Origin of the sequence: Thermoflexus hugenholtzii, from assembly GCF_018771565.1 — a bacterium.
Taxonomy (GTDB): Bacteria; Chloroflexota; Anaerolineae; order Thermoflexales; family Thermoflexaceae; genus Thermoflexus; species Thermoflexus hugenholtzii_A.
The window spans coordinates 1,829,027-1,841,252 of the sequence record NZ_CP076326.1 but is presented as its reverse complement, the minus strand read 5'-3'; the positions used below and the strand labels follow the sequence as shown (position 1 = coordinate 1,841,252).

Here is a 12,226-nt window from a genome sequence, read left to right as displayed (position 1 = left end):
TCACCTCCGGGCCTCTGACCCTTCCGGGCGGATGATGAGGGTGCCGATGGGTTTCACGGTGGAGGGGTTGATCGTCTCCGGGAAGATCTCCTCCAGGCCGAAGCGGGCCAGCAGTTCCGAGCGCCGCCAGAGGGGCAATCCGAACAGTTTCGCCAGGTCCTCCGCCGAGCTCGCCGGCGCGGCGTGGATATCCCGGGGCGGCAGGGGGAGCTTGTAGGCGATCCGAACCCAGCGACGGGCCTTCGCATCGTAAACCACGCCTGCAACGGATCGCCTTACTTCTCCACCCTGGAGCTGGATGCGAACCCATAGGTCCTCCTCCCGCCCCTCTTGTCGGTTCCGTGTCCATGCTGCCTGGGGGCGATCCTCATACACGTAGACGAGGACCGGGAAGTCGGGATCCCCGGTGGCGATGGCCGTGTAGGGGAGATAGAGCGCATCAATCCGCTTCCCCTGGGCGTCATATCCGATCTCGAATACGCTGCGCCGCTCCGGCGCCAGCCGGATGGTGGGCGCCTCCATTCCGGGGGCCCAGAACCAGGGGACGGAGAGGACCTTGTCCTCCACCGAGGGCGCGGGGACGTCGGGGTTGGGGACCAGGGTGTGGGCCAGGTCCCGGGCCAGCCCCTCGTAGACGCAGGCGGGCTCGATGCGCTGGGGCGGCTTGGGCAGCCGGATGGGCTGCCCCGTCTTCGGATCCCGCAGCGTCCCCTCGAGGGGAACGAGCTGCCACAGCCGGGGGTCCTCGGGGCACCGGGGGGCGGGGGTGCGGGTGGGGGCCTGGGCGGTGGCGGTGACGGCGGCGAAGATCGCCGTTTTGGTCAGGGGCGGCAGGGTGGGGGCGGGCCGCTCGCCGGGGAGGGCGGCCTGCTGGCCCAGCCAGAGGGCGAGCAGGTAGAAGGCGGCCAGGAGGGGGAGGGTGAACAGCAGGCCCCAGGTGGCGGGGCGCAGGCGGCGGCGGCCGTAGTGCTCATACGTGAGATACCACCACAGTTCCTTGAAGAACCAGCGGATCCAAGCCATTGGGGCCTCCTGGGATCTGGTTTATTCGGGCAGGTGGGCGAAGCGGGCGCCTTCGCGGGCTTCGGCGGCCTGCTGGGCGGCGGCGATGCGGGCGAGGTCGGTGGCGAGGGCGTGGAGGCTTTGGGCGAGTTCCTGACCGGCGCGGTGCCAGCGGGCGTGGCGGGCCAGGAGGGCCTGGGCGAAGGGGGAGTGGCAACGCTCGGCCAGGGTGCGGGCGAGGGCGTCCATTTGGTCGAGGTAGGTCTGGAGGTCGGCGCTGCGCTGGGCCAGGCGCTGGGCGATGGCCTGCATCCCTTCGTAATCGAAGCGGCTGGGGGAGGTCATGGGAAGCCCTCCGGGTGTTGAGATGCTTCATGTAGATGATAGACATCGGCCCCCGCCGCCTCGTTCCCCTTTTTCCGGTTTTCTACGGAACAGACGTGCGTCGCCTCGAAATGCCGGATTGGGGATCGCGGGTGGAGGCGTGGGGGATCCCCGGCTGGCCCTTCTGATCCTCCGGGAAAGGCCGGAGGCGAAAGGAACCGATTATGGCGCTGCACCCGGAAGGATCGCCTGGGCTCATGTCCCAGAGGATCGGAGAGAGGCAGAGGTCACCTTTTCCTCTCTCATTGCGCCATGGGGTTCTAATCGAGGCAACTGCCTGCCATTGCCCTCCATCCCATCTTCGATCATCGAAGGGGAAGAGCCTTGGCCTGGATCGCTTTGACCCGAATCTCCGCCTTCGATGGCGAGAAGGGTTGTGGTGAAGGCCGCTTCAGCGACCCTGAGTTTCTGGGTCTCGATGACGCAGAGTTCGCGGCTGAAGCCGCTCCTACCAAAAAATGGGCTTCTGTGGGGGGGACTTTTGCCCCGAGCACCCGTTTTCGATGAGGCAAGGGGTCACGGTGAAGGCTGCTCCGGCAGCCCAAAGCCCCTGGTTCTCGATGGCGCAAGGGTCGCGGCTGAAGCCGCTCCTACAAAAAATGGGCTTCTGTGGAGGGGCTTTCGCCCCGAACCTCTGCCTTCGATGACAAGAGGATCCGGGGACAGCGGTGCCGGCCCCGCGGATCTCGGGGAGGGGGGCCGGTTGGGGGCGCCCGCGAGGATCCGGGGGAAGGCTACTTCTCCTCCCGGTAGAGCCGCTCGCGGATGGCCATGATCTCCCGGCGCAGGCGCTCGTTGTGCTCCAGCTCGCTCTGCACCTTCTCGATGCCGTAGAGCACCGTGGTGTGATCGCGGCCTCCGAAGGCCTCGCCGATCTGCGGCAGGGAGGCCCCCGTCTCCTCCCGGGCCAGATACATCGCCACCTGGCGGGGGTAGACCAGCTCCTTGTTGCGCCGCGGCCCTCGCAGGGCCTCCGCCGGAACCCCGTAGAAATCCGCCACGACCTCGATGATCTGATCGATGGAGAGGGAACGGCGCCGGGGCAGCAGATCCGCCAGGGCCCGGGTGGCCGCCTCCATGGTCAGGGGCAGGCCCATCAGCTGCGCGTAAGCCACCACCCGGTTCAGCGCCCCCTCCAGCTCCCGGATGTTGCTCTGGATCTGCCGGGCGATGAACTCCATCACATCGTCCGGCACCGGAACGGCCAGCCCCTCGGCCTTCGCCCGCAGGATGGCGATCCGGGTCTCCAGGTCCGGCGGCTGGATGTCGGCAATCAGCCCCCACTCGAACCGCGAGCGGAGCCGCTCCTCCAGGGTCACCAGGGCCCGGGGCGGGCGGTCGCTGGAGATCACCAGCTGCTTGCCGTTGCTGTGGAGCGTGTTGAAGGTGTGGAAGAACTCCTCCTGCGTGCTCTCCTTGCCGGCGATGAACTGGATGTCGTCGATCAGCAGCACGTCGATGGAGCGATACTTGTCCCGGAACTGGTCGGTGGTCTGGGCCCGGATGGCGTTGATCAGGTCGTTGGTGAACTCCTCGGAGGAGACGTAGAGCACCCGCAGCCCCTTGCGCAGGCAGACGTGGCCGATGGCGTGCAGCAGGTGGGTCTTGCCCAGCCCCACCCCGCCGTAAATGAAGAGAGGGTTGTAGGTCTGGGCCGGACGCTCGGCCACCGCCAGGGCCGCCGCGTGGGCCAGGCGGTTGCTCGGGCCCACCACGAAGGTCTCGAAGGTGTAGCGGGGGTTCAAACGCTGGGCCCACGGGGAGGCGAGGGAAGCGTCCTCCTCGCCCGGGTTGGAGGCGGGGCCCTGGATCCGGCCGTTCTCGTAAACCACGAAGTCCACCGCCACCGGGCGCCCCAGGGCCTCGGCCAGCGCCCGCGCGATCACCGTCCGCAGCCGATGGGCCAGCCAGTCCCGGGCGTAGGCGCTGCGGGCCCCGATGACGAAGGTGTCCCCCCGCACCGAAACCACCTGCGTGCCCTTCACCCAGGTCTCAAAGGTGGGGCGAGGGATCTGTTGTTGCAGCGACTCCAGGACCGTCTGCCAGACCTCGTTTGGGTTCTCGATCCAGGTCATCCCTTCTCCCTCCTCATCCCTGCCGGAGGACGAACCGGCCGGGGGAGGCCGCTGGAGCCTTCCGGATCCGCATCACGGGCGCGAAGGCCGTGGAGGATGTTCCGGATGGACGTTTCGGATGGTTCCCGGAAAACGGAGCGCGTCGTTCCTCCGGGCAGTGCCTTTCTGATTCTATGCGGGGTCCCCGGGGCGGGCAATCCTTCCCCCAGCGGTTTAACCTCCCGGCTGCCCACAGGCTTTTCCACAGCCTGCGCGTCCCCTCTCCGGCGATCGCCGCCGGTTTTCCCCAGGGGGTTCCCGGTTTTGCCGGAGTTATCCACAGGGTTTTCCACTGCGGATCCGGCGGCCGGGGGGCGGACCGTCGGCCCCGGGGCGTCCGGCCGATCCCGGCGGGATCCGGGCGAGGGGATGGGGACGCCGGGCGCCGGCCCCGGGAGGGCGGCGCGCCGGAAGCCGCTCCCGCCGGATGGATGCCGCAATGAATGTCGGCTGACGCAGGGGCTTCCGCCCCGAACCTCCGTCTTCGATGAGACAAGGGGTCGCGGCGAAAGCCGCCCCGGCGGGGAGGATGTTCGGATTCCCCTTCGTGGACGGCTCCGCTCTCCCCCGGAGCCGGGAGCCCGGCTATAATCCGGAAGGCCGGAGGCGCGCCTTCGGCGCGGATCCTTTGCGGACAGGAGGCGGATGTGCGGCGATTGATGGTCACCGGCGGCGCCGGCTTCATCGGGTCCAACTTCGTGCGCTGGACCCTGGAGACGTATCCGGACGCGTATGTGCTGGTGTATGACAAGCTGACCTACGCGGGGAACCTGGACAACCTGAAGGACGTGGCGGAGAGATTCCGGGGGCGCTACGCCTTCATCCGCGGGGACATCTGCGACGCCCGGGCGGTCCACGAGGCCATCCGCGCCCATCGCATCGAGGCCATCGTCAACTTCGCCGCCGAGTCCCACGTGGATCGCTCCTTGATGGAGCCGGGGAGCTTCGTGCAGACGGACGTCTTCGGGACCTACGTGCTGCTGGAGGCGGCGCGGGCCTTCGGCTTGCGCTACCATCAGGTCTCCACCGACGAGGTCTACGGCGAGGTGCTGGAGGGCGCCTCCACGGAGCGGGATCCCCTGATGCCGCGCAGCCCTTACTCGGCCAGCAAGGCGGGGGCGGATCTCCTCTGCCTGGCCTATTTCACCAGCTTCGGGGTCCCGGTGACCATCACCCGGGGCTCCAACAACATCGGCCCCTATCAGTATCCGGAGAAGTTCGTCCCCCTGTGCATCACCAACGCCATCGACGACGAGCCGATCCCCCTTTACGGGGACGGCCGGCAGATGCGGGACTATCAATACGTGCTGGATCACTGCGAGGGCATCGATCTGGTGCTGCGGAAGGGGCAGCCGGGGGAGATCTACAACCTGGGGACGGGGGTCTCCACGCCGAACATCGAGGTGGCGAAGCGGATCCTGGATCTTTTGGGGAAGCCGTATTCGCTGATCCGCCTGGTGCCGGACCGGCCGGGGCACGATCGGCGGTATGCGCTGGACGTCTCGAAGATCGTGGCGCTGGGGTGGCGGAGCCGGCACACCCTGGACGAGGCGCTGGAGAAGACGGTGCGCTGGTATGTGGAGAACGAGTGGTGGTGGCGGAAGATCAAATCGGGGGAGTATCGGGAATACTATCGGCGCCAGTATGCGGAACGCCTGGCCCAAAGCCGGCCCGCCTTCTCCGGGTGACCGGCGTCGCCGGAGGTGGGGACGCTCTGATGGTTCCGCGAATCGGCGGAGAGGGGCGAAAACCGGGGGGATCCGCGGAAATTCGATCCAACCGACCGAAAGGGCCCGCCAGATCTGGCGTTCATCGGGTTGCGCATGTCGAGATGTGGGGGGTCCGGGAGGCGATGGAGGGGGCCTTTTCCGCGAATCCCGGATCCGGGCGAAAACCGGGGGGGATTCGCGGCCGGTTCGAATGCGAGGAAAAGAAGCTTGACAGATTCGCAAGAGGAGGCTATCATAGGACGCGAAGTCGGATGGAAGCGGGGGGAAAGGAAGGGGTGAGGGGGTGGTAGAGGGGGGAAGAAAAGAAAAACCCTCCGCCGCCCTTGCAAGGACGAGACCCGTTTTCAGGGGATTGCGACCAGTCTGAAGCCCCAATCCAACTCGAACGGGCTGGCCACCCTCTTGCAAGGACGAGACCCGTTTTCAGGGGATTGCGACCCAGACTCGATCCGGAACGGCTCATCTGGCCAAAGCCAGCCTTGCAAGGACGAGACCCGTTTTCAGGGGATTGCGACACCTTGTTTTCCATCGGAAGGAAAATAACGTCCTCCCGATGCTTGCAAGGACGAGACCCGTTTTCAGGGGATTGCGACTATACCCGGTGGGTCGCCCTGAACCCTTGTAAGTTTCCCTTGCAAGGACGAGACCCGTTTTCAGGGGATTGCGACAGGGATTCCCTTCCTGGGACCCCTCGGCGGACCCCTCGGCTTGCAAGGACGAGACCCGTTTTCAGGGGATTGCGATTAGAGCTGGCGGTAGACGTCCGGGTCCGCTGCGTCCACAATCCTTGCAAGGACGAGACCCGTTTTCAGGGGATTGCGACCCTTGATTGGCTGTTGGATTCTTCTTGATGCTCAGCGATCACTTGCAAGGACGAGACCCGTTTTCAGGGGATTGCGACGCGCCTTCATCTTGATCTCCCCCTTTCGGTTGAGTTTTGGCTTGCAAGGACGAGACCCGTTTTCAGGGGATTGCGACGCAGCGTCGAGGATGTCGCGGATGCGATAACACATATGCCATCTTGCAGGGACGAGACCCGTTTTCAGGGGATTGCGACGTCGTCTTTGATGTATATGATCATTTTTTCCCCCTCCCTCTTGCAGGGACGAGACCCGTTTTCAGGGGATTGCGACCGGCGGAGGACCGACTTGAAGCGGACCTCGGGGATGTTCGCCTTGCAGGGACGAGACCCGTTTTCAGGGGATTGCGACGATGGGAACCGAGCAGGATCAATAATGTGGAGCTGGGCCCACCTTGCAGGGACGAGACCCGTTTTCAGGGGATTGCGACGGGAGGAGGGCCTCCTCGGGGTCCACCCCCACCCGCCAGGCGGTCTTGCAGGGACGAGACCCGTTTTCAGGGGATTGCGACACCACTCCATCGGGAATTCGCATTACCTCGCGCCCCTCGATCCTTGCAGGGACGAGACCCGTTTTCAGGGGATTGCGACTTCCGCGAGCGTTAGGGTTTGCCCCGGCTCGAGGCTAAGAACCTCTTGCAAGGACGAGACCCGTTTTCAGGGGATTGCGACATCCGTTCGGTCCAGCAGGATCTCGACTTGTTCCTCGAGACTTCTTGCAGGGATGAGACCCGTTTTCAGGGGATTGCGACACGGCGAACTCTCCATAGCGGCCTGGCAGGAAGGCGAAATCCTTGCAGGGACGAGACCCGTTTTCAGGGGATTGCGACGGCGAGAAGGGGTTGGCGATGAAGCTGACCGGGTAGGGAGTGATCGGACTTCATCTCCCGCGCGCCCCGGGAAAAAAGGAGCGGGGGGCGCGGCGCTGCGCCCCCCGCTCCTCATCGGCTCCCGCCGAGCCGGGCCTCCCCTCCGGCGCGAGGAGAAAATTGTAGGACAACTGCGAGCAGTTGTCCTACAAAGCGGCCAGGCCTGACAAAATCGGGACACACCCGGCGATGAGGCCGATCCCGCCTCTGCGCCTCAATCCGCCTCCATGATCAGGCGCACGGCCATGGTCCGCTCCACGCCCCGCCAGATCAGGAGCGCCTCCTCCCGCGTCCGGCCGCGCGCCCGCACCGTCCGCCGCTCCTTCACCCGCGCCACCCCCAGCCGGATGAGATCCTCCGGGTCCACCGGGATCATCGCCGTGGCGATGCGCGCCCCCTCCGCCGAGAAGGTGCCGGATAAGGCGATGGCCAGGGGCGGCCGCTCCTCCTCATAGGCCCGCCAGAACCCCGAATCCCGTCCGATCCAGCAGATCACATCCGGCGTCTCCAGGGTCCGCCGCTTCCAGTCCACCAGCCCCACCATATCGGGGAAGCCCGCCGCCAGATACCCGGCCAGCCGCCGCTCGTCGATGTGCTCCGGGATGGCGCGATCCCATCCCCCATCCTCCTCGGCGAACAGCAGGCGCAGCCGGGATCGCAGGTCCGGCAGATAGATGTTGGCCGCCTCGTCCAGCACCCGGTCGGCGAACCCCTGGGCCCGGGCCTCCTCCGCCGCCGCCGAGGGGTCCCGGGCGTAGCGATGCATGTAGCGGATCAGGGCGCCCAGGGCGGCGTTGAGGTCCCCCTGCCGGTTCGGCGGCGGGCCGTATCCCGGCAGCCGCCACGGCCGCCCCACCGCCAGCAGGGAGACTGCGGCGATCAGGCCGTCGAGGATCTCCTCCGCCTCGCCGGCGGCCCGGGCCACAAGCAACGGGACGGCCAGGCGGGCGGGGAGGCCCAGCTCCAGGATCTGATACCCCCGCGGCGTGATCCGCCCCCGGGGATCCAGGGCCTCCAGCCGCCGCAACAGCCGAACGGCCTCCTCCACCGCCTCCCGGGAGGGCGGGTCCGGCAGCGGCAGCTCCCGCACCGACAGCCCCAGGGCCGCCCCCACCAGCACGATGCGCTCCGGAGAGGTCCGCTGGGTCTCCGGAGGCCGGGCGGCCTCCCGCAGCTCCGCCATCCGGAAGCATCGGATGCAGAGCCCCGGCGCGGTCCGGCCCGCCCGGCCCGCCCGCTGGGCGGCCTCGGCCTGGGAGATGGGCACCACCGGCAGCCGGACGAACCCCCGGGTGTCCGCCTCGCTCCGGCGCACCAGCCCCAGGTCCAGCACCAGGCCGGCGTTCATCGTCAGCGACACCCCGGCCAGCTCGGTGCTGACGAAGATGCGGGTGGCGCTGCGGTCGGCCGCCTTCTCCACCACGGCCTCCTGCTCGCTCACGGCCATGGCCCCGTAGAGGGGGATCACCTCGTTGCGGAACTGGGTGCGCAGCGCCTCCACGGTGGCCTCGATCTCCCGCACGCCCGGCATGAAGATCAGGGCGTGGAGGGGAACGCCCAGATGGGCGATGCGGATCTCATCCTCCCCGACCTCCACCTGGGTCCCCTGGAACCGGAGCTGTCGGTAGCGGCGGAGGGCCTGGAGGACCACCCGGGCGGGCTGATCGACCCGGGTGGAGAAGCGCACCGGCCATTCGATGAGGCGGATGGGATACTGGGGGGCCGGGAGCTCGATCTCCACGATCTCGTAGCCGAACCGCCGGGCGATGCGGGCGAGGCGCTCCTCCACCCGCTCCATGGTGGCCGACATCACCGCGAAGGGGCGGCCTTCCTTCACGATGAGGGCGAAGGCCAGGTCCCCCTCCATCTGGCGCAGGTGGACCTCATCCACGATGGGGAAGATCTCCGAGAGGCCCTGGCTCAGGATGTATTGGATGAGGATTCCGGTGGTGACGTAGGCCACGTGCACGTCGAGCATGCCGTAGGGGAGGGTATGGCTGCCCCGCACGGCGTAGCCCACGCGGCCCCTCAGGATCAGCCGAGGCCCCCCTGCCAGCTCATAGACATCCGGGTGGAGGTCCGGCGGCAGCTCGTAGACCCCATCGCGGGTGCGGTGGTTCACATACCACGCCAGGGAGATGGCGGCGGCCCGGGTGGGGACCGCCACCATCGCCGGCTGGTCGGCCCACGCTGCCAGCAGGAAGGGGACCACCGTGGATTTGCCCGATCCCGGCGGCCCTTTCACCAGGACCATGATGCGGGATCCCCGGGGGATCCGATCGAGAGGCCGAGGGACGCTATCCCCCATAGTTGTAGAAGAACAGGGTCAGGGCTTCGATGCCGCGGGCCCAGGTGGGCAGGTGGAGCTTCTCGTTGGGGGCGTGGACGCGATCGTCGGGCAGGCCGAAGCCGGTGAGCACGGATTCCACCTTTAGGAGCTCGCGGAGCTGGGTGACGATGGGGATGGTGCCGCCCTCCCGTTTGAAGGCGGGGCGTCGCCCCCAGACGGCCTCCAGAGCCTGGGAGAGGGCCTGCACGGCGGGATGCCGGCGGTCGGTGAGGGAGGCCCGCACCCCCGCCATCCGGATCAGCTCCCACCGCACGGTCCGGGGCGCCCGCTCCTCCAGGTAGCGCCGCAGCTGCTCATAGACCTCATCGGGATCCTGGTCCGGCACCAGCCGCATGGAGATCTTGGCCATGGCGGAGGCGGGCAGCACGGTTTTGGCGCCGGGGCCGGTGAAGCCGGCCAGCAGCCCGTTGACCTCGAGGGTCGGCCGGGCGGTGGCCCGTTCCACCGGCGTGTAGCCGGCCTCTCCCCACAGGGCGGGCGCGCCGGTGTTGCGCAGATAAAAGGCTTCGTCCATGGGGAGACGGGCCAGCTCCGCCCGCTCCTCCTCGCTCAGGGGGCGGACCCGGTCGTAGAACCCGGGGAGGGTGACCCGGCCCTCGGCGTCGTGCATGCCGGCGATCAGCTCACAGAGGACCTGGGCCGGGTTGTGGACCACGCCGCCGTAGAGGCCGGAGTGCAGGTCGTGGGCCGGCCCGTAGACCCGCAGCTCGAAGTAGGCCAGGCCCCGCAGCCCGTAGGTGATGGTCGGCAGGTCCGGGGCGATCATCCCGGCGTCCGGGTTGAGGGAGATGGTGGCCCGGAGCCGGTCCGTGTGGGCGGCGAGGAAGGCGGGGAGGCTGGGGGAGCCGATCTCCTCCTCCCCTTCGATCAGGAACTTCACGTGGACGGGGAGGGGGCCGCTGCGGGCGACGGCCTCGAAGGCGGCGATGGAGGCCATGACCTGGCCCTTCATGTCCGAAGCCCCGCGGGCGTAGAGGTTCTCCCCCCGCACCGTGGGCTCAAAGGGCCCGCTCTCCCATTCCTCCAGCGGGTCCGGCGGCTGCACGTCGTAGTGGCCGTAGACCAGCACCGTGGGGGCATCGGCCCGCGCCGCCGGGGCCTCCCCATAGACCACGGGATGGCCGCCGGTGGGCATGATCTCCACATGCGGGGCGCCGGCGGCCCGCAGCCGCTCGGCGACCCAGGCCGCGGCCCGTTCGACATCGGCGCGGTGGGCCGGGTCGGTGGACACCGAGGGGATGCGGAGGAAGTCCTTCAGCTCCTCCAGGAACCGATCCTGGTTCCGCCGGACGTATTCCAGGGCCTGCTGTCGTGGCTCCGTCATCGATGGCCTCCTGAGCGGAAGATATCAGGTCGTCGGGGTCGCCTCGGGATGGGCCACCCCGCCGAACCGGGCGGCGATCTCCTCCGAGGGAGGATACGCCTCGCAGCCCATGTAGGCCGCCAGGGTTGGGTGCACGGCGCGGATGGCCTCGTAGATCCGCATGGCGATGTAGCGATAGGCGAAGTGGCCGTTGGGGCCGCCCCGCAAGCGGCACAGGTGATAGGCCTCCCGCAGGTTCATGGTCATCAGCACCCGCCGATAGACGGCGTTGGGCAGCGCGTAGGCCGCCGCCTCTCCGATGACCGGATGCATGCGCTCCCACAGCGCGATGGCCGCCTCCACCGCTGTCCGATACGCGGCCCCCAGGCCGGCTTCCTCGATCGCCCGGGGGACCGCGTAGCCATAGGCGGCGGTCAGGGCCTGGGGCGTCTGGGTCATCATCCGGTGCCGCTTGAGATCATAATAGGCGCCCTCGTCCATCAGGCAATCGAAGGTGTAGACGATGTGCTCCAGCTCCCGGACGGGCGGGTCGAAGGGGGTGCGGCCGCCCAGGGCGGCCTCCAGAACCTCCCGCCGCTCCTCCGGGCGCATCGCCCGGACCTGCCGGAGGGCTCCTTCGTAGCTGAGGGCCCGGAACCGGTAGAGGCAGGCGGCGATGAAGCGGACCTCGGCCTCCGGGTCCCAGGCGATCAGCCGGACCCCATCCCGGGGTTCGGGGTCTTCGGGGAGGGCGCAGGCCCATTGCCGCAGGCGCTCCGCGCTGGTCCGGAGGTAGGCGTTGGGCTCGGCGTATTTGAGGAGGGTGGGGACCTCTCGGAGGGCCACGGCCTTCACCGTTGCGGCGATCTCCCGGACCTCCGCGAGGGGGTGGGAGAGCCATTTGCGGAGGCCGTGCTCCAGGGCGCGGGCGTTCACCGTCATCCCCACGTTGGTCAGGGTGGCGGTGGGCAGCAGGTAGCGGCAGGCGTCCATGGCCCGGATCCGCAGCCGGGTGCGGTAGGCCCCCTCGCTCTCCTCCGGGCGGCGGGGGAACCAGCCCTCCATCACCCGACGGACGGGCTCCAGGGCGGCGTGGTAGGTCTCGAACAGCCGCGTCATCGTCTCGGCGTAAGCCTCCCGGAAGGGGGAAGCGGCGATCTCCGGCGGCAGGTAGAAAGCCTCCCGGTCGAGGATCTGGAAGCGGGTGGACTTCTCCGTAAAGGAGGCCAGCCGCACCCCTTCGATGGCCTCGGCGGCCAGGCGGGAGATGTTCTCGAAGGCGATGTGGAGGACGGCGTGCTCGGCCACCGAGGCGTGGCCGTAGCCCACCACCCATTTCTCGTGGAACTGGGCCGCGGACTCGTCGCTCAAGCCCTCGGCGATGACGTCGAAGGGCTCGGGGCTGCGGCTGGTCTTGGCGAAGGCCACGGCGATGACCTCCGGCCGGTATCTGCGCGGATCCAGCAGGTAGATCCGCCGCTCCCGCATGCCGTTCCTCCTTTCCGGGCCAGGCATCGCTCTGCCATGCTATCACAAGGCCGCGCCATGGGGAGCCTGGTTGGGAGGCCTCCTAAATGCGCCGGATGAATTCGGCCTGGGGAGGCCTTCCGCTGAG

General features: G+C 68.1%; 7 protein-coding genes and 1 CRISPR repeat array. Of the genes, 1 reads left to right on the top strand and 6 read right to left on the bottom strand.

Features of this window, described 5'->3' with window-relative positions; genetic code table 11:
* The 3 genes from KNN16_RS08420 to dnaA all read right to left on the bottom strand — a co-directional run bounded on the left by KNN16_RS08420 (position 1) and on the right by dnaA (position 3,461).
* Complete coding sequence (locus KNN16_RS08420) at positions 1-1,023, bottom strand: hypothetical protein (protein WP_303896359.1); 1,023 nt, start codon at positions 1,021-1,023, stop codon at positions 1-3.
* Positions 1,024-1,044: 21 nt separating this feature from the next.
* Entirely contained in the window at positions 1,045-1,347 is a 303-nt protein-coding gene (locus tag KNN16_RS08415) for a WXG100 family type VII secretion target (protein ID WP_303896357.1), read from the bottom strand.
* Between the two features lie 773 nt (positions 1,348-2,120).
* Positions 2,121-3,461, bottom strand: a complete 1,341-nt coding sequence (gene dnaA, locus KNN16_RS08410; protein ID WP_299286603.1) for a chromosomal replication initiator protein DnaA — start codon at positions 3,459-3,461, stop codon at positions 2,121-2,123.
* Positions 3,462-4,147: 686 nt separating this feature from the next.
* On the opposite strand from dnaA, the gene rfbB reads away from it, so the two are divergent.
* A complete protein-coding gene (gene rfbB, locus KNN16_RS08405; RefSeq protein ID WP_299286606.1) occupies positions 4,148-5,188 on the top strand; it encodes a dTDP-glucose 4,6-dehydratase in 1,041 nt (346 codons plus the stop codon).
* Between the two features lie 364 nt (positions 5,189-5,552).
* A CRISPR array of direct repeats spans positions 5,553-6,919; the repeat unit is 30 nt; unit sequence GGACGAGACCCGTTTTCAGGGGATTGCGAC.
* A 253-nt stretch (positions 6,920-7,172) separates the two neighbouring features.
* Here rfbB and KNN16_RS08400 read toward each other — a convergent pair.
* Genes KNN16_RS08400 through KNN16_RS08390 form a run of 3 tightly spaced genes read right to left on the bottom strand, consistent with a single transcriptional unit; the run spans position 7,173 to position 12,099 of the window.
* Positions 7,173-9,212: a helicase-related protein gene (locus KNN16_RS08400; RefSeq protein ID WP_303896352.1), complete on the bottom strand. Its 2,040-nt coding sequence runs from the start codon at positions 9,210-9,212 to the stop codon at positions 7,173-7,175.
* 43 nt (positions 9,213-9,255) lie between these two features.
* On the bottom strand, positions 9,256-10,632 hold the full coding sequence (locus KNN16_RS08395; RefSeq protein WP_303896350.1) for a dipeptidase: 1,377 nt from the start codon (positions 10,630-10,632) through the stop codon (positions 9,256-9,258).
* A 24-nt stretch (positions 10,633-10,656) separates the two neighbouring features.
* Positions 10,657-12,099, bottom strand: coding sequence for an FAD-dependent thymidylate synthase (locus tag KNN16_RS08390; RefSeq protein WP_303896348.1), 1,443 nt, complete (start codon positions 12,097-12,099; stop codon positions 10,657-10,659).
* Between the last annotated feature and the right edge of the window lie 127 nt (positions 12,100-12,226).